Source organism: Aestuariibaculum lutulentum, from assembly GCF_032926325.1.
Taxonomy (GTDB): Bacteria; Bacteroidota; Bacteroidia; order Flavobacteriales; family Flavobacteriaceae; genus Aestuariibaculum; species Aestuariibaculum lutulentum.
Genome location: NZ_CP136709.1, coordinates 802,126 through 821,928 on the forward strand (window position 1 = coordinate 802,126; position 19,803 = coordinate 821,928).

Genomic DNA, 19,803 nt, shown 5'->3' on the forward strand with positions numbered 1-19,803 from the left:
TTCGACTCCGCTCAGGGTGACAGTTCAGGTTAACAAATGTTGGATTTATTCAGAAATCACCTTCTCCAACTTACTTGAAGATGCCACTTCTTTTCCGTTTCTAAATACTCTTAGTCCTTGACCTTTATGGTATTTTTCTCCGGTTTTATCCCAAAGGATGGTAATAATATCACCGTGATATAACACGTTATCTAAACAAAACCAATCCCATTTATCTTGCGGAATTAACGGATTTACTTCAATTTTTTCATCGGCACGCGGACGTAAACCAACCAAACCGGTAATCATTAAATCGTTAAATGTTGAATGGTTGTAATAATAACTACGCTCGCGGTCTCCCATTAACCAGTATCCGGTAACTTCATCTAAATACTCTCCGATATAAGGACGCCCTCTGTGGTATTGCGACTCCACATATAAATTCATTTGAGTGAAATAATCGACTTTACCAACAACTTCCTGATTGTAATTATTTAAAAGATTCGCCATAGCAGTTAAGGTTTGCGCCGATGCAAATGGCCAAACTGCACCATCCCACTCACAGGTTCCTGTACCGTGTGTTCTGAATCGCGGATGTCTGCGTTCGGCAGTTGTTAATCCATAAGGTGCTAAAAAACCTCCTTCGTCTTTAACCTGTTCCCAGGCCACTTCAAAACCTTTATTTTCTGATGGCAAATTGAAATACCAAGGAATAAACCCGATAGCTTCACGAACTTGTGAAGAGGTATCTTTTTCGGTTAAAGTTTCAAAAAACTCATGGTCGGTATTCCAAAGTTTAGTTTCAACCAAACCTTTTAAAGTCTTCGCTTTTTTATCGAAATACACCGATTGCTCACTATCGCCTTTCATTCTTGCCATAGTTGATAAGGCCTTAGCATTAGCATACATATAACTATTAATAGTTGGACGCATATTTTGCACACGACGCCCACCACTTAACGATTCTTCCATACCATCTTTAACATCGTGCTGCCAAAACAAACCGTTAGGGTTTTGACGTTCATTTTCCCAGGCCGCATAATCGGCTACCATATCTGGATACATGTCTAAAAGATAATATTCATCTTTATTTACCAGATACATATTGTATAAAGCATCGGCCGTCCAGCTACTAAATTTATGCAATTTCCCCATGGGTTTACCCTCATTTCCTCGATACCAAACATGTACATTCTGCTCGATATATTTCGGATCGTGAGCCCAACGGAATTCATAAATATGATGTCCTAGAGCACAGGCAATTAAATTATACTTATCGGCATACGAACGGTCTACCAAAAACTCGGTAATCGCATAACCTACAGGTGTGTCAGTAATGTGCTTACGCAAACTCCACCAACGGAAATAGTACATTTCTTCAAAATTATCCTGAGGACATTCAAACAGCGGAATATTGGTTTTCATCCATGACCAGGCACTATCATTTGGCACAGCCTTGGCAATATTTTCTTTTTCCATTCGGTTGAAATAATCAACGTAATGTTTAAAATCATCAGCCTGTAACACCGTTTTTGACTCCGTAGTTTTTACTTCTGAAACCGGCTCTGAAGATTTACACCCTGCGATTAAAACAGGTAATACCAGTAATAAAGATTTTATCTTGTTCATGTTCATTTGTCTATATTTTATTTACCGTAAAATGTATAGGTTTCTCCGGCTTTCATCGGTACATCGTATTCGTAATATTTCGGAAGTTTTAACTTTTCCAGTTTTGCCGAATTATTAACAATCGGTTCTTTAACCATTACTTCATAAAAGAACGGATTATCATTTTTGCCTTTCGCTTTGCTTAAACCCGCTCCTCGTAAAGGCGATTCTAAACGTAATCGGCAATTACCATCTTTTGATGCTGTAATTTTTAATTCTGAAACTTTGTTTTTTTTCCAGTTCATATCCAATTCGTAACCACCTCTGGTTTTTAAACCTTTTATTGCCCCCTCTTTCCAAACGGAAGGTAAGGCTGGTAATAATTGAATAGCGCCTTCGTGACTTTGCATCAACATTTCGACAATACCAGCAGTACAACCAAAGTTTCCATCAATCTGGAATGGCTGGTGTGCGTCTAACATATTCGGATAGGTTCCTCCGCCTTTTCTTTGTTCAGGTGTTACTAAGTGTAACTGATCTTGTAATAACTTGTAGGCATGGTCACCATCTAACAAACGCGCCCATAAATTTACTTTCCAGCCCATAGACCAACCTGTAGATTCGTCGCCTCTGAACTCTAATGAGGTTTTAGCCGCTTGAAATAATTCTGGTGTTCTAATTGGTGAAATTTGATTACTTGGAAATAATCCGTATAAATGTGATACGTGACGGTGATTATCTTCCGGGTCATCCCAATCGATTAGCCATTCCTGTAATTGACCATGTTGTCCAATTTGCATTGGTGCCATTTTATCTAAAGCTATTTGAAGTTCTTTAGCAAACCCTTTATCTTCCGAAAGAATATCGGTGGCACGCATAATATTTGTAAACAAATCGAAAATTAACTGATTATCCATAGTCGTTCCTGCAGTAATAGTCGATTTTCCATCTTCACCACCATGGGTGTTTTCAGGCGAGTTTGAAGGCACAATAACTAAATATCCAGAATTCGGATCGGTAATCATGAAATCTAAAAAGAACTGCGCTGCGCCTTTCATAATCGGGAAAATCTCCTTTAAATACTCGGTATCTCCCGTGTACAAATAACGCTCCCATAAATCCTGACATAACCACGCTCCACCCGTTGGCCACATACCCGATGCCGCCATATCGATTGGTCCTGTTATACGCCAGATATCAGTATTGTGGTGCAATACCCAACCGTTAGCGTTGTACATTATTTTTGCAGTTTCTTTACCAGTTTCAGCAACTTCTCTTGCCAGCTGAATAAACGGCTCGTGCATTTCAGAAAGGTTCGTTAATTCCGAAGGCCAATAATTCATTTCGGCATTAATGTTCATGGTGTATTTACTTTCCCATGGCGGAAATAACATATCGTTCCAGATACCCTGCAAGTTTGCTGGTTGTCCTCCTGGTTGTGAACATGATATTAACAAATAACGTCCAAATTGAAAATATAACGCCGCCAATTCCGGGTCGAACTGACTGTCGAATTTCTTAATCCTGATTTCAGTCGGGTCGTTATCAACATGACTTTTTCCTAAATCTAAAGACATACGATTAAAAAACTTCTGGTAGTATTTTACATGTGCATCTTTAATAGTTTGAAAATCTTTAGTAATGGCTTGATCTAAAAGCCCTTTGCTTTTCGCGATATAATCAGCTGAAATATCTTTGTAGTTTACAAAATTGGTCGCGATAGAAATGTAAAGCGTTACTTCATTTGCCTTTTCAACGCTAATGATACCATTTTTAACTGAAACCTGTCCGCCATCATGCTTGGCAGTCATGCGCCCCTGAAACTTCACTTTTCCTCTGGTGCCTTCAACCGTACTTGTTTCTCCGGCTAAAGTGATTTGATCATCTTCAGTCGTTGTTAAGGTTTTATCAAACGGACTATTCATAAAGGTATTGAAGGTAATCATACCCGGTTTGTTTGCCGATAACTTAACCACAATAACGTCATCTTGAAACGCGGTTAAAATTTCACGCGTATACTCAACACCATCCACCGTATAATTGACTTTAGCCGTAGCGTTTTCAATATTTAAATCGCGATAATAATTGGTATAATTCTGATGGCCCGGAAATGATACATACACACTTCCGAAAGTCTGATACGGCATTCCGTTATTGGTTTGAGAACGGATATCGGATGTTGCTAAATCCTGAGCTTCTTTATAGCGGCCTTCAAAAATTAACTGACGTACTTTTGGCAAAGCCACCAACGCTTTTTCGTGTGCATTACTGTTTGGCGAACCTGCCCAAATGGTCTCTTCGTTTAACTGTAAACGCTCAACCGCAGGGTCTCCAAAAACCATGGCACCTAAACGGCCATTCCCTAATGGCAAAGCTTCGTTCCAGATTTCGGCTGGCTTATCGTACCAAAGTTTCAATTCATTTTGTGCCGACACTTTTAGCATTCCAAAAAGGAAAACCAACACAAAACTTTTTAATATTATATTATTTCGATTCATAAACTCTTTCATTTTTTTCTCCAAACAATTCATATAATGCTTCAATATCTTTTATGGCGTTTTTTGGTAAGTTTTCAGGGTTATTTCCAAACACATAAAGGTTTTCATAAGGTTCAACAGTTACCGTTGATTCATTAATGCCTCCGTTTTTATCGGATACTTTTTTCAAATTCAATTTCAAATGTTTCGCCATAAACGGGTACATCGCCATACGCTTTGACTCCTTGTAATTATGCCCTTCTTTTGGAAAATGTGCATTTTCAACCAAATGGTTTTTCCCGTAAAATTCATAAATACGTTGAACAAAAGGATACTCCAATTCAGGTGTATGATTGGTCCAGTCACCACCATCTGAAACTAACAATTGTGGTTTTGGTGCAGCCATGGCTGCGATTTCAACATTATTCGTTCCGTTACCGCATAAATGAATCCCACGACCACTTTCACAAGGACAACCACCCGAATGATACGACGATACCATAACCACAGGCACCGATACGGTAATTCTATCGTCAAGCGCCGCTAAAAATACCGTTTGCGAACCACCACCTGAACCTCCGGTAACACCCACACGAGACATATCGGCCTGTTTTAAAGTAGACACATAATCTAACAAACGCATGCCTGTTAGTACCTGAACGGTTGAGGCTATACTGTTTCTATGATATTTTGAATCGAATTGCAACTGAGATTCATCCCAGGCAAACAAATCGTAATTCACTACAATGGCACCCATTTTAGCCAACATGGCACAACGTATTTGCTCACTTTCGCGGAAACGACCATCACCAAAATGTCCGTTAGGCGACACAACTACGGCCGCCTTTTTGGGCATAGGATTTGGCTTGTAAATCGACCCGGTAGCGTAAACTCCCGGTAATATTTCTAAACCAATGTTTTCAACCGTGTAACCTTTATACTTTCGCTTTTTTGTTAGGATGGGTTTGGAATTAGGCATGGCGGGAGCTTTATCCAACCCAAAAGCTGAAAACATACAGGCTTTTAATTCGACTTTACGACCTTCCCAAGATTTTAAATCTGAATACAACGAAGCTAAATACTGAAGACGCTCCGCCCCTTTTTCTTCAGTTAACTTATGGTATTGAAACGGCTTAATTTTATAGGTTCCATTATTTTGCTTTACAGCAGACAGGTTAAACGGACTCAACACATTGGCGAAAGTCACTTCAAGATTGGTGGCATCAATTTTCCATTGGCCATAATCAAGTTCTTTATCTTTTAACAATCCATCGTTATCTATAATTTCAATATGAAAAACCGTTTGAATGGTTTTTACCATTTCGGTTAAAGCTTGTTTAAAATTAGTATCAGAGGTTTGCGCATGCCCTTTCGGCAACATGAAACATGCTACAAAAAACAGAACAAACGCTATGTTTTTTAATTTCATCATTATTTTTTGCAAACTATATTATACACCCCAGAACCGACTAAATAAGTTGGTCTGTTATGCTCTACATTCGACTTTTCAAAATCCTTTCCGTTCACTTGAATGTGCATTGACATATCTACCGGTAACGTAATGGTTGCAGTGGTATTTGCAGGTACTTCTACTTTAAAAGTAATCGAATCATCTGACACATGCCATTCTGAAACAATCGTTCCGTAAAGTGACTCGTAACTTGCCTTTACAAAGGTCATATCACCTACAATTTCCGGTTCGATAAAGAAATGTTTAAATCCTGGATGCTCCATATCTGGTGTAATTCCAGCTAAACTGGTATAAAACCATTCTTCAATTTGTCCCATCATGAAATGGTTCCATGAATTCCCTTTTCTTGGATCCCATTGCTCGGTTAATGTCGTTAATCCGAATTTTATCTGGAATCCATAACCAGGAGTATCGTAGTGGTTATTCATTTTGTACATGGCTTCATTTTCACCATTTCTTGCCAAGGCTTCAAACAAATATCTGTTACCAACATCACCCGTTGTTAAGCGGTAGCCTCTGTTTTTGATATCAGCCAATAAATTATCCATCACCGCTTGCTTATACTGTGGCTCAACAATATCCATAAACACAGAAACGGCATTACTAAACTGACTCCCCGTGCCGTATTGCTTGGTTTCTAAATTGAAAAACTCATTATTATAAGCCGTTTTAATATCCTGAGTTAAGGCTTCATATTTCGCAATATCTTCGGTTTTATTCAAATGCTTAGCTGCTTTTGCAAACAAGTACGCCGCATAGTAGTAGTGACTTGTCGCCGATAAAGCTATCGGGCTGTTTTTAGAGTAGCCGGCAGCATGCTCACCATAATCGTACCAATCACCTAAACCATGAGACACAATGTAATTATCGGATGTACTTGTTAGGTAATCGACGTACTTTTTCATCACGTCGTAGTACTCACGAATTAAGGAATCGTCTCCATAATACTCGTAATACATCCAGGGTAAAATAACTCCTGATGCACCCCATTCCGGTGAATCGGTAAAATCGCCACCAAACACCACATATTCTGGTGCGATAGTTGGTATTAAACCATTATCACGTTGCGCATCTTCAATATTTCGCATGATGGTTGGGAAATAAGCTTTCATATTGTAATTAAACATTAAGCCTGGTCCGTTAAGGTGCGCCTCTTCCAACCAACCTAATTTTTCACGATGCGGACAATCGGTTAATACGGCTTGAAAGTTACTTTTTATAGCATTGTTAATCAATTCATGAGCTTTATTGAAAATCTCATTTGAACTTTCGAACGACCCAATTTCCCCTGCCGAATTATATATAAAATTTGATTTTAAATCGACCAAAGTAGGTAAACTATCCACTTTGGCTTCTTTATAATTGATGTTTTCAATTTGAATATACTGATAGCCATAATAACTAAATTTAGGCTGCCAGGTTTCAGTCCCTTCACCCTTCAGCGTATAATCGTAATAATAAGGTTTTCCTGAACGTCCCTGACTGATAGTGCCATCTTCTTTTAAACCTTCACCAACCCAAACACGAACGGTTTGCCCCTGTTTTCCTTGTACAGAAATAGTTGGAAAACCAGACAAGTTTTGCCCCATGTTAAACACATAGGTGTTTGGAGCAACTTCATTAAATTCTTTAACGTCGTATTGTTTTTGAACAGTAATAGGCGGCGCAATCTGAGCTTTCAATTCGCCTTTTGGTGCTTCCTGAATAACAACCGGATTCCAGTTAGAAGCATCGAAATTTGACGTGTTCCATCCCTTTTGTTCTAAATTCGCGTCGTAATCTTCGCCACCAAACATCCCGTTATAAGTAATCGGGCTTAGACTATATTTCCATGTTTCATCTGAATTTAGAATAGTTTCAGAACCATCTTCAAAAGTCAACTCCATTTTAAAGAATAAAGTCGGAGGCCCAAAACTCACAAAAAACTTGGTATAGCGCCCCTGTACCGTATTGTACATCCCGTTTCCTAATAATACCCCTACAACATTTTCGCCTTTATTTAAGGACTCTGAAGGAATTTCATACGTATTATAATTTACGGTTTTATCGTAATCTGTCCATAGCGGCGCAAATTCACTATTTCCGATTTTCTTACCGTTAATACTTAACTCGTAATGCCCAAGTCCAGATACGTAAACCACAGCCTCTTTAATAGCTTTATCAACATTGAAAGGCTTGCGAAGCATGATACTTTTACGCGCTAAAGAATCGGATGCATTAATGATGCTATCGCGTCTGGATCTTTTAATAACTGCCGTATGATAATGTCTACCTTCCGGTAAATGGCTATCAGCCTTTTTAACTGCACCAATCCATGATGGATTTAAACTTGAAGCTTCAGGCACAGTTCTAAAAAATGACGTAGGACTCCAATCGGTTGTCTTATTATTGTTAGCCCAAACTTTTACTTTCCAATAATATTTCGTTTCAGCATTTAAGGGTTTTGCTATGGTTACCAACTGACTTTGATCTGAATCTACCTTTCCGCTATCCCAGATATCGGCTACATTATTTTTTAAATTTTCTTCAGAAGACGCCACTAAAACCTGATAAGCCTGTTGAGTTACATTGCGTAATTCCGGAGCCTTAATCTGCCAGCTCAATCGTGGTGTAGTCGATTCAACTGCCAATGGGTTTTCAGCCATTTCACAGGTTAAATCAGACAAAAATACGGATGCATTGTTTGATGGTTTACAGGCTATAAACACCAAAACAAATAAAACTATAGCTTTTAATACCTTCACCTTATTGCTTTTTAGTAATTAATGATTGTATGTGAAATACCGCTTCTTTAATTGGTAAACCGGTATTTGGTAAATCGTCGTAATCTTCTCTATCGGCAGGTGTATCCGGATTTGGGAAATGACGTTGCTCACCAGTACGGAACATGATACGCTCGATACCATCGGCCGGTGCATAAAATATCTGGCGTGATGCTTCACCCCCGTTAACACTTACTGTATACGATCGCGAAGTCGCATCTAAAATAACTTTAACCGTATAGGTTTTTCCAGCTTCGTATTTTGAAATGGTTCTGAAACGCGATCCTGCTTTGGTTTTTAAAATTCCATCGTTATCAAAAACTAAACGAATAGATGGCAATCCGGTTTTATTCTGAAATTCAACCTGTAATAATCCGTGATCGTTTTGCTCTGGTGTTACTGTAAATTCAGCTTTCATTTTTTGAGCAAACGGAATCACACGATCAACACGCGCATAATCAAACGGATCGTGGTCGCGAAGCGTTAATGTTTTTTGGTTATTTGCTTTTTCAATTTCGGCGGAAGCCCAGGATAAATTATAAACATTCCAAAGATCTAATTCTTTACCGTCTTCTAAGTTGTTAAACACGTCGTTTACATCGCTATCAACAGAACTTTTAACAGGTACCGGAACCGAAGCTACCCATATATCTTCTTTGTTCACACTATAACTCACCCATAATTTACCATCGTCAGGTGTTCCGTTATTTTCAGTAATACCGCGAACATACTGAGGACCATACGACTTATAATTTCCACCATAACGCATTGGTGTAATTTCACCGTGAACCAATAATAAATCGGTATAATTTAAACCATCATCACTGGTTGAAATGGCTAATGGCCAACGGTACTCTGAAGGATTATAAACGGTTGCATATCGTCTGTCTGTTGTTTTTTGACCCCAAATTTTAGCATTGCTATTAACAAAACCAGGTGCTCTTAAAGGCGTGTATTCCCAGGTTTTCCCGCCATCTTTACTTATTGAGGTTAAAGCATGTTTCCATAACCCTACCACATTTCCGTTTGGTAAATGATAATAGCTAAAGGCTTTGTATTGTTTTTGAAGCGGAATTAAAGGATCGTCTCTATCGGCCTCTTCAACCCATTGCTGCATTTGTAATGGTTGCGATAATAATTCTTCGCAAGCCTTTTTGAAACCTCTGTCTTTACTCTTTTTATAGAATGGAAAGTTGGTATTGGATTCATTCCATCCGTGGTTATAACGAATAAAATAAACAGGTCCTAAACTACCGTCTTTGTAAATTTCGCGAATCACACGACCAATCCCTTTTCCGTCGTTCGGACTATCTTTTTCATCCATAGAAACGCCGTAAAACGCTAAAGTAAAAAAGCGATTATCCGACGAGGTAAAAAAGCCCATGCGCTGGTGCATGGTCGCCGTTAAATTTTTAGCCACACCTTCTACACCTTCCTTCGTATAACCATCAGGGATTTTATAAATAGGAAAAACGACTTCCGGAAAACTCCAGTTGTCACCATCTTCAGAATGCATTAATAAGGTTTGACTTGGCGGAATATGCTCCCCCACAGGGTCACTTAAATAATTTAAGTAAAACTTACCATTCCAATATGCCATATTGGTGGCGTGATTATACGTCCAACCAAAACCATCGGCTTTCTCTGGGTGCTCACGGCTGGCACGCATAATTTGCGTGGCATGCACGCCAACAGCTAGAGGCAATTGTCCATGATGATAATCGACATTCGATAATGTGTTCCCTACATAACGTATGGTGTCTTGCTGTGCAGAAAAGGTTGCCGTTCCTCCTGCTAACAACAAGGCCACTGCTAAAAATATATTACGCTTCATGTGTTTATTTTCTATTTTATGAGATGCTGAAATATATTCAGCATGACACTAATTTTTATTTTTTATTCTTTTCTTCAATTAAACCATTCAATACTTTTTGAGAAATAGTTGTAATGGTTCCGTGTTTGTGTCCTTCTGGTAAGCTGATTTCTGATGACACATCTTCAAAGGTTTTAAAATCTGAAGTCTTTACGGCTTTATAATTTTTCTCTCCGTAATTATCGTAGTAAATCAACCACTCATTTTTTAATTTTAAAACGGTTGGCCCTTCTGATAAATGTCCTGAAAATGGCTCCGTAATGTCTGTAAATGGTCCGATTGGTGAGGTTCCAAAACCAACTTCAATATCGCGTCTTGGTCTGGTATTATCTTTTATAATTAAAGCATAATCGTCTTTACCTTTCTTCACAATCACACAATCTATAACGCTAAACCCTGGATCTAAAAACAACTTCGTATCTGAAAAGGTTTTAAAATCTTTAGTGGTTACATAATACATACGGTGATTGTTAGTTTCTTCTTCAATACCTTTTTCAAAACGATACGGAATGGTCGATGCCCAGATAATGATGTACTGATCTTGATCGTCATCATAAAAAATTTCAGGTGCCCAAACATTAACAACCGTTGGTTCATGTTTCATTACCGGAATGTATTGCTGTTCACTCCAGTTGATTAAATCTTTTGAGCTGGCATAACCAAAACCATTGCCACCTTTCCAGTCGGTAGTCCAAACCATGTGATAAGTATCATCCTTTCCACGAACAATTGAAGGATCACGCATAATTTTACTATCTCCAGCTTCTGGGTTTAAGTACGGCCCTTTAAGGTCTTTCCAATGATAACCGTCTTCGCTATATGCTAAATACAAACCTTCGGTTGCTGGTTCTCTAAACGACGTAAACAGATAAATATCCTTTTTAGGAGCACAATTAAATACCGTAGCTAAAAGCAGTATTATTAGTAATTTTTGCATCTTTTAGTTTTAGTTGTAAGCTCATACCTAAAAATTCAGGCATGAGCTATTATAATTACTGCCGATTAATCGACTTTGATTTTTACTTTTAATTCCTTACCTGTTTTTAAAGGTGTTTTAACGTTTTCAAAAACATTATTTTTTAAGAATACACTTTTCGTATCCTTCCCATCAACTTCAACGTATACATCGGTTGGTTGCATAGGGAAGTTGTTATTCAACAATACATTCGATACATTATTCAATTTCACAACAGGCGTATCTTTTAATGGTGTTTGTGTGGATACATGATCTAAAATAATATTACTAGACTCCTCAACTTTAAAAGCAGAACCAATAGTAGTGTTCACTTTTACATCGTGAAATTCAATATCGCGAGCTGTGGTTACTGAAAAGCCTTGCTCTGCCTGAATATTAATGTTTGTAAATGATAAATTATGAATTGGCATTTCAGGAATACCAATGACGCGACCTGCCGTATTTACGTTGGTCGCTATTACACCACTAATATGAATATTTCTAAAAATTGGCGTACGTTCGGTTACTGGTTCTTCAACCGTATTTTTATCATAAAATAAGTTGAACATGAACGCTTCTTTTTGGATGTTATTCATAACCACATTCGACACACGAATATCTTCAACAACACCTCCACGACCTCGGGCCGCTTTTAAACGGATTCCTCTATCGGTTCCATCGAAGACACAGTTTGAAATGGTAATTTTTTTGATGCTTCCTGACATTTCACTACCAATAACCACACCACCGTGACCACTTAACATGGTACAGTTTGTAATGGTAACGTTCTCGGTTGGAGTCGCCCATTTTCTACCATCGGCATCACGACCAGATTTAATCGTAATACAATCGTCACCCACACTTATATGGCTGTTTGAAATGCGCACATTACTACATGAGGTCGGGTTTATTCCATCGGTGTTTGGTGAATACGGATTGTAAATTGATACATTATCTATAGTAATGTTATTACAAAACGCCGGATTAATCGTCCAGAATGGTGAATTTTGAATAGTTACCCCTTCGATAGTTATATCTTCACATTTAAACGCCTGAAATAATGGCGGACGGTGAAACAGGTAACTTCTGGTACGTTTGTAATAATCGGCCGTTTGAATATGCCCGTTAGCTTCCTCTGTCATTTTTTGATATTTGGTAGGTTCTAACTTTTCCTTAGCCGACTCAATACGCCAGATTTCTTCCCACCAGGCACGTCCTTGACCATCGATAGTTCCACGACCAGTAATGGTAATATTTTTGGCATCGCGAGCATGTAAAAGTGGTTTGAAGGTTTGAATTACGGTACCTTCCCAACGTACTTCTACGAATGGTAAATAGTGGTCAAAATTGGTTGAAAACTTCACTAAGGCTCCAGCTTCAACGTGTAAAACAATATTGCTTTTTAAAGTAAGAGGTCCTGTTAAATATTCCCCGGCAGGGAAATAAACAGTACCTCCGCCAAATTCTGAAGCTTTATCGATAGCCCCTTGAATGGCCTCCGTACATAATTCGCCTTTGTTGTTTCCGCCATGTTCTAAAATATTAAACCAGCCATTATTCGCCCAGCTTAATGAGGTAAATGCTGTAAATACAGCTAATATTAAAACTAATTTCTTCATGATACATTGCTATTTTTTAGAAGTTAAAACCAATACCCAATCGTTTCCTTCCTGTGATTCTCCTGGTGCATCAAAATCTAAAACACCTTCATTTTTATACGTACCAGCAGAGGTAGTTTCTCCCGTTGATGGGTTAAACCAAGATGCTTCTACTTCAGCACCTTCAATAACACCCATATTTGCTTTAATAGTTCGTCCGGTGTAGGTGTAAAACAACGCGTAATTGTTACCACGAGTTGCCGAAATATAATTGTATTTCTCACCTTGATTAGCCACTAAAGTTTCATCTGGAACACGGTTGAAATAATCAAATTTCAGCATTAAATCTTTTAAATGAACCATTTGTCCTGCTCCCGGATCGTTTAAAGCATCAACCCAATAGGTTTTACTTCCGTAAGCTTCAGGAATTTTGTGATTGGCATGCATTTGCATGATGTGGTTGTTTCCGTAGGTGAATCCTGCTGCACCTGCAAAAACAGACCAATAACCGTAACGACGTAGGTCTTTAGCTTTCCAATGTGGTTGTAAGGTATCGTGTAACCCTTGAGGAATACCTTCGTATGAAGGCTCCCCATCTAAGGTTGGTTTTGTTGGTTTTAAGTTGAAATCGACATTAACAAATTTGTAGTTGTCTTCGCCGTAATTACGCTCGGTATCATCTTGATCGTAACGACGGTGACCTGATTGGAACATATTAAAATCTAACCAGCTTTCGTTATGAAAATCATCAGAGGAATCGGTACGACCACGAGGATGGAAAGTTACCATGCGCTTTGGATTTTTAGCTTTTAAGATACTTCCTATGGCGTTCCACAATTCTGTATTTTCATTACCAAAAGTATCTCCACCAACTAACCAAATAATGTTATCGCGATCTTGAAAACGTTCTGCCAAAAAATTAGCATAAGCCTTAGCCTGGTCAATACTTACTTCTCCGGCAGTAACCGGAGAACCCCAGATTGGCACCATGCCTAAGTACAAATCGTTTTCTTTAGCCACATCTAAAGCATAATCAACATGATCCCAAAAATCATAAGCGGCATCATTATTGAAATCGTTCCCTTCTGTTACTAAGGGTTTCGATAAGTCTTTCTTTACTAAAGCCGAATCACCATACACGTTCGCCGCATTTAACGAATGAATGGTCATGATTTGAATAACGTTATACCCTTTGTCCTTGCGGTCTTTGAAGTAAACACCTAATTCCTCTCTATTCAATTTGTTAAAAGCTAACCAACCTGTATCTCCTAAATAGAAAAACGGTTTTCCGTCTTCGGTTTGAAAATAATGTCCATTTTCTGAAACTTGAATGTTTGGCATGCCTACTTCGGCAATAAGTTCTTCCTCTACTACTTTCTTTTCCTGATTTCCTTTACAAGAAATCATGACTGCTATCATTCCTAAAATAGATAACCCCCTAAATAGTTTTGTTGTTCGCTTTTTCATCTTTTATAAATAATTATTTCTTTCTAATGTAAACTACTAATTCTGCTTTGTTGGTTTGTGGCTTTTTTAACTGGTACCTCGATTTACCTTTTATATTGGTTGTTGAAATAACTTCGCCGTTACCGGAATCGATCCAGAACACGTCAAACTTTCCGCTGTAACTGGTTAAGTCAATTTCTACGGTTTCAATATGTCTTAGATAAAATAAATATGCTTTTCCAGCATCTTCTAAAGACCAGATATCACTATTTAAATCCTGCGTTTTATTAACAGTCATGTTGATTAAATCCTGATAAAACCCATCGATATTTATAAATGGAATATTTGGCAACGACCCCCCAGCCATAAGTACAGGCCAACCAAATCGAGGTGAAGCCATTGTAGAATACAACACCACTTTATCTGGGTAGGCTTCACGATACTCACGAACCGCACGATAAATTTGTGCTTCGGTTTCCTTACCGGTTTTCATTTTACGTGCATGCTGACGTGGTGCTAAATTTTTACCACCTTCGGGAGCATAAGCTGTTCCGTCTTGTCTGTAATGCCAGTAACGGATATCAATTAAGTCGACAATATTAACTCTGGATGCATCTTTTAAAATAGCATCCTGAACATCTTTAGTCGCGCTTAATCCTATAATACCGGTTTTTCCGGTTTCGTGTTCCCATTTTTTAACTTCATCCAACCAGAATTCCATGAAATGAAGTGGTCCGGTATATTCAGCACTTGTAAACTGAATAACATTACTGTTATCGGCGAAGTTTTCTAAAGATTTTCTAATAAATCCTTCGTGAAGTTTTCTTCGGTTTTCATTGGTGACATCGTAGAATTGTTCCGCCATAAAAATACGCTTATCGCCTGCATAAGGTGGTGGTTCAGGGAATCCTGTTCCGTTTACGTTGTTAATTGAACGCCAAGGCGAACTCGACCAGTGTGCCCCTGCTTCTATGATGTTATGTTGAAAATACTGCTGGTTGATTAATAACTGTCCGTTAGCTTCTGCTAAATCTGCAAAGCGGTCTAAGCGATTCCAGTACCAATCGTTGAATTTTGTTAAATCATATTTACTTAATTGATCCCAAGCTAATCCTTCTCCTGTTCTTGCAAAAGGCTGTTCGTAAAACGGTGGCCACACATCGGCATCTATTCTGCGTGTACGCTCATGGTCATCCATACGACGTTCGTACCATAAACCATAGTTGTGCTCTAAAGCAATAATGTTATTCTGATTAAAGTAATCAACAACCTCATTTAAATTGTCGGTAAAACCTGTTCCTGTTCTTCCCGGAACAAAACGGGTCACATGAGGTCTTGAATTATTTAAATCATGATTACGTAAACTACCACGCCACCATTCAACCATTTGTTGATTTCCTGCAATAAATTTCCCGTTAAAGGTTAGTTTTCCATTGATGATTTTTACAATGCCATTTTCTGAAGTTTTATCTACAGATTTTAATTTTAAATCGGTTACCGATTTTAATTTTGAAGCATCTACCGGAATCGGATTGGCTTCTGAAGATTGTTGAATCCATTGCGGCATGCTCATTACCGGAATTAAAGCCTCCTGAGTTAACACCTGAGCTTCATCTACCGTCGGACTTGAGGTTGGCTCTGAACCCATATCGTATACAAACGGATTCATTGGCAGTTTTTCTAAACGATTTTCTAACTGCGCATAGAATAAACTTCTTGGCGTAATATGGTTATTTACATCTTTCCAATACCCATTTCCGCCCATAATGCCTCCCCAGACACCAAATGCCCAATTCTGTGCTGTTGGCGGACTATAATTTAATATTTTTGAAGCTGAAGTTTCCCAAAACACACTGTTAGCTGCCGTCCAGCCAGCACCACGACCAGTTTGTTCTCTATTGTTGTAATTAATGCCTTCACCATCTACATAAGACACATCGAACAATACACCTGTTGCCCAAGATCCAATAGCACCACTGTTACTGTATGGCAAATACGAATGGCATTGCACGAAAGCATTTGGTCCGGTAGTTCCTAAACCTCCAACAGCAAAATCGTTATATCCGTATTCGGAATAACAACGCTGAAATAAGGTTTGTTGTCCTTCTGTGTAAAATGTATGCCTTCTAAAAGCTGCAATTTCTGAAACAGGTTCGGTAGCGATACAATCTTCAACAGTGATTTGTTGTGCTGTTTTTAAAATGGTTACGGCTCCACCTGCAAAATGCTTAAAGTTTACCTGACGTACCCAGGCATTTTTTACATTCGCCAAACTAATACCAAACCAGCGGTGTTCTTCGTCCTTCTCATTCGCCGGATTGAAGGTTGACTGCATGTTAATATTTTCGACACCTACGTTTTCAATTCGACCTGTCCAGCTATATTTTATAACTTCCGGTTTTCCGTAGGTATCATCTAAAGTCATGGTTAGCGGTGCATTTAAAGTCACCTCGCTACCATTAATTTGTTTTACAACAAGGTTCCAGGTGATATCGAAATCGCGGGATTTCCATCCTATCCAACCAGTTTCAGCACCAAAGAAATCCATGCCTAAAGTCTTAATCCATTTATCGGTTAAAGGCTGGCGGATAACAATATCGTCTGAAGCTTTTAATTTTGAAGTATTCTGTAATTGAATTTTTAGAGATCCAAGGGGTGTATATGTTGTTTTGAATGCTAAAGTATCAGCATAGATTCGGTGATCTTCTCCTAAAACACTCACTAAAGCTTCACGTTTTAAACCGGTTCCTAACAATACGGTTTCGTTGTCTTCATTTCCGCTTCCGCGAAGCACAACACCTGATGTTTTTAAGTATAGAGTTCCGTTAAGTTTAAAAGTACCTTTATCTAAAAGTACGGCTCCACGGAAACCGTTAGCATCAGGCTTTAACTGACTCACGTAATCAATCGCTGCCTGAATGGTTTTGGTAGCATCTTCAGTTTGATTAGGCACAAAAATTTTAGCATCAACGGTTGGAATCGCCTTTTCAGAAGCCATATAACCTGCATAAGAGAAATCAGGAATCTGATTCCCTAAGCTATCGGCAACATGCTGCACCTTTCCATTTTTATCTTTTATGATATCTGGAAAAGACGCCTGAGCAACTGCAACATTAGACACTAAACATATCGCTAAACTCGACAAAAGGACTTTACCCTGAAGATAAAGCCCTGTATTTTTTAACCCAATAAAACTCATTATGAATCTGCTATTTTATTGTAATAATCGTTCTGATAAGGTATCGCCGTTATTTTCAGATTTTGTCCAATCTACTTTTTTAGTCGGGTCGATACCGTTAATGTATTTTTCAATATTTGTATATCCATCACCGTTTAAATCCTGATTTGCATCAGAAGGATCCTTCGGATTTAAACCATATTTTTTCTCCCATTTATCTGAGATACCATCACCATCTGAATCTTTATAAGCTTTCCCTTTGTACTCCGGATAACCACCTACCTGATCAGGATGTGTGATGATACCTTTTTTATAAGAATCGGCAGGTAAACGTCTTTTAATAAATTCTTTTCCAATGGTATTTTCAAGACCATCTTTGTATTCAACTTTTCCAGTCCTAACGGTTTTAATCACACGCTCGTCAACCGCATCACGTTTTGGCAATGTTGCCCCAACATGGTCTAACACATATTCGTAAGCTTCATCAGCTTCCATTATAGTTATATGCGCCATTGGGAATGGTTTGTCTTGTTTAATGAATTCTAAATCTTCCTGAGCCTCATCTAACGAACGATTTTCTAATTGAATACCACCTTTCCAGTTGTTTTTTGTCACTTCCGGTGAACCTTCTGTGATATTACCAGCTACATAAGCACGCCCATAACCTTTTGGCACTTTATACCCAGATTCTGGTTTTAAAATTCTGTAACGGATAGGCTCATCGGTAGGGGTTATTGGTCCTGGTTTGAAATAGTTGTTAACGATATTGAACATAGATCGGTAATCTCCACCATCTAAAGAGCGGTTCCACCAGTTAAATAATACATTGTTAACAAAGTTGAAACTACCATACATACCAATTGAAGGATTTCTGGAAATATTATTAGCCCACAAGTTACGAATAAATGTGCTATTTAACCCACCAATAGTACTACCAAATGCGTGGTTATACGTATCTAAACCTTCCGATGAAATGGTATTTTGAATGGTTACGTTTACGGCTGGTAATTTTTCTAATTTCGACTTTTCATTCGCTTGAAACTGGTGTCTGTACAATGAAATATTTTCGTCTAATCCCCAGCTCACCGAACAGTGATCAACAATAACATTTCCTATAACATTTCCTCCTAAACCATCATCTCTACGAGTGACATCGGTAGCACCACGACGGAAACGCATATAACGGATAATAATATCGTGTGTATCTAAAAGGATAGATTCACCAGCAACACAAATACCATCGCCAGGTGCAGTTTGTCCGGCAATTGTAATATAAGGCGCACGAACGCTGATAGGTTTTTCTAACTGAATGATTCCAGCCACATTAAACACAACGGTTCTTGACCCCACGGCTTCTAAAGCTTCACGTAAGGTTCCAGGTCCGCTATCGGCTAAACTGGTAACCACAAATACTTTTCCTCCGCGGCCACCTTGCGTGAAAGCACCTCCACCTTGGGCTCCCGGGAATGCAGGAATTTCGGCCTGAACTAAATCTGCCGGATAAGCAGCCCAAGGAATATAAGGCTTTCCTTGTTTAGCTTCAGATTCAATAATGTGATAATTTTTCTGCCAAATATCGTTGAGTCTTTTTTCTTCTAAAGCTAAAACAGAATCGGTTTTTGCCTGAAGTTCATGAGGGATGTCAGGATACTGTGCCCGTGCCGTTTGAACCAGCGAACAAAAAGACACTACTGTAAGTGCATATTTTAGTGCCTTATTTTTAGTTATGCTATACATATTGATATTTAGTTTTTGGTTTAATATTTAAAGAAAAAAATTACTTTTTCTTTGCTTCTTCAATGCGTTGGTACCATCCATCACGCTCCTTTTCAAGGTCGTAGCCTCTAGCTGATAAATAATTGTTTATTCTTCCTTTGTATTTACCAAACCAAGCGTGTTTTTCTTTTGAAGAACCACCGTCCATGGCATGCTCTCTCGCTTCCTTAAGATTGTTATAAATGTAATCCTGCTCTTCTTTTGATAAAGTAGGAATCATTTCAAGAAACGCTTTGTAGGTTTTTGGTAACACACCGTAAGTCATGCCATCTTTAACCCCGTCAACTTGCTCTTCGGTTAACTGAGATGACAATTGCTTCACATAAGATTTATGTAATTTATCTATTGATTTTTCTGATTTAGCTTTCGCTTTTTCAATCTTTTTATCTTGCTTGTCTTTTGCTAAGTCGCTCTTTTTAACGTCTTCAATTTTAGCGTCGCGCTCGTCTTGAAGCTTGCTTAAATTCTGATATTGCTTCGCGATAATTTCAGTAACAGCTTCTTCTTTAGCCGGATCATTTAACTCTAATCCATCAACTATTTTAGCCCCACGTTCCTTAGTCACTTTAATATATTCCGGATCTAGATATTGTTGAGCAGATGCTGTTCCAAAAGCTAATGCAACAAACAATACTCCAATGCTTAATCGTTTAATCAACATATGTTTTTAGTTTAATTTT

The 19,803-nt window shown here is 38.4% G+C and carries 11 protein-coding genes; all 11 read right to left on the reverse strand.

From position 1 onward, the window contains the following. Positions 1-45: 45 nt before the first annotated feature. The 11 genes from R1X58_RS03565 to R1X58_RS03615 all read right to left on the reverse strand — a co-directional run bounded on the left by R1X58_RS03565 (position 46) and on the right by R1X58_RS03615 (position 19,784). Complete coding sequence (locus R1X58_RS03565; protein WP_240571980.1) at positions 46-1,608, reverse strand: MGH1-like glycoside hydrolase domain-containing protein; 1,563 nt, start codon at positions 1,606-1,608, stop codon at positions 46-48. Positions 1,609-1,625: 17 nt separating this feature from the next. Further along, on the reverse strand, positions 1,626-4,085 hold the full coding sequence (locus tag R1X58_RS03570) for a glycoside hydrolase family 95 protein (protein WP_240571981.1): 2,460 nt from the start codon (positions 4,083-4,085) through the stop codon (positions 1,626-1,628). Continuing rightward, complete coding sequence (locus R1X58_RS03575) at positions 4,072-5,496, reverse strand: acetylxylan esterase (RefSeq protein ID WP_240571982.1); 1,425 nt, start codon at positions 5,494-5,496, stop codon at positions 4,072-4,074. The genes R1X58_RS03570 and R1X58_RS03575 overlap by 14 nt, the downstream gene beginning before the upstream one ends. Beyond that, positions 5,496-8,279, reverse strand: coding sequence for a glycoside hydrolase family 78 protein (locus R1X58_RS03580; RefSeq protein WP_240571983.1), 2,784 nt, complete (start codon positions 8,277-8,279; stop codon positions 5,496-5,498). The genes R1X58_RS03575 and R1X58_RS03580 overlap by 1 nt, the downstream gene beginning before the upstream one ends. Position 8,280: 1 nt before the next feature. Next, complete coding sequence (locus R1X58_RS03585) at positions 8,281-10,131, reverse strand: exo-alpha-sialidase (RefSeq protein WP_240571984.1); 1,851 nt, start codon at positions 10,129-10,131, stop codon at positions 8,281-8,283. A 55-nt stretch (positions 10,132-10,186) separates the two neighbouring features. Continuing rightward, positions 10,187-11,107, reverse strand: a complete 921-nt coding sequence (locus tag R1X58_RS03590) for a glycoside hydrolase family 43 protein (protein WP_240571985.1) — start codon at positions 11,105-11,107, stop codon at positions 10,187-10,189. A 65-nt stretch (positions 11,108-11,172) separates the two neighbouring features. Then, on the reverse strand, positions 11,173-12,744 hold the full coding sequence (locus R1X58_RS03595) for a glycoside hydrolase family 28 protein (RefSeq protein WP_240571986.1): 1,572 nt from the start codon (positions 12,742-12,744) through the stop codon (positions 11,173-11,175). 9 nt (positions 12,745-12,753) lie between these two features. Beyond that, entirely contained in the window at positions 12,754-14,190 is a 1,437-nt protein-coding gene (locus R1X58_RS03600; RefSeq protein ID WP_240571987.1) for a glycoside hydrolase family 140 protein, read from the reverse strand. A gap of 13 nt (positions 14,191-14,203) precedes the next feature. Then, positions 14,204-17,368, reverse strand: coding sequence for a DUF6298 domain-containing protein (locus R1X58_RS03605; protein ID WP_240571988.1), 3,165 nt, complete (start codon positions 17,366-17,368; stop codon positions 14,204-14,206). A gap of 15 nt (positions 17,369-17,383) precedes the next feature. Further along, on the reverse strand, positions 17,384-19,084 hold the full coding sequence (locus tag R1X58_RS03610; RefSeq protein WP_240571989.1) for a polysaccharide lyase: 1,701 nt from the start codon (positions 19,082-19,084) through the stop codon (positions 17,384-17,386). 40 nt (positions 19,085-19,124) lie between these two features. Beyond that, complete coding sequence (locus R1X58_RS03615; RefSeq protein ID WP_240571990.1) at positions 19,125-19,784, reverse strand: DUF3826 domain-containing protein; 660 nt, start codon at positions 19,782-19,784, stop codon at positions 19,125-19,127. Positions 19,785-19,803 lie beyond the last annotated feature (19 nt).

Excerpts from the sequence above, each read along its gene's own strand:
- R1X58_RS03615 (WP_240571990.1), bottom strand. The coding sequence starts at position 19,784 with ATGTTGATTAAACGATTAAGCATTGGAGTATTGTTTGTTGCATTAGCT.
- R1X58_RS03565 (WP_240571980.1), bottom strand. The coding sequence starts at position 1,608 with ATGAACAAGATAAAATCTTTATTACTGGTATTACCTGTTTTAATCGCA.
- R1X58_RS03600 (WP_240571987.1), bottom strand. The coding sequence starts at position 14,190 with ATGAAAAAGCGAACAACAAAACTATTTAGGGGGTTATCTATTTTAGGA.
- R1X58_RS03585 (WP_240571984.1), bottom strand. The coding sequence starts at position 10,131 with ATGAAGCGTAATATATTTTTAGCAGTGGCCTTGTTGTTAGCAGGAGGA.
- R1X58_RS03595 (WP_240571986.1), bottom strand. The coding sequence starts at position 12,744 with ATGAAGAAATTAGTTTTAATATTAGCTGTATTTACAGCATTTACCTCA.
- R1X58_RS03605 (WP_240571988.1), bottom strand. The coding sequence starts at position 17,368 with ATGAGTTTTATTGGGTTAAAAAATACAGGGCTTTATCTTCAGGGTAAA.
- R1X58_RS03610 (WP_240571989.1), bottom strand. The coding sequence starts at position 19,084 with ATGTATAGCATAACTAAAAATAAGGCACTAAAATATGCACTTACAGTA.
- R1X58_RS03590 (WP_240571985.1), bottom strand. The coding sequence starts at position 11,107 with ATGCAAAAATTACTAATAATACTGCTTTTAGCTACGGTATTTAATTGT.
- R1X58_RS03575 (WP_240571982.1), bottom strand. The coding sequence starts at position 5,496 with ATGATGAAATTAAAAAACATAGCGTTTGTTCTGTTTTTTGTAGCATGT.
- R1X58_RS03570 (WP_240571981.1), bottom strand. The coding sequence starts at position 4,085 with ATGAATCGAAATAATATAATATTAAAAAGTTTTGTGTTGGTTTTCCTT.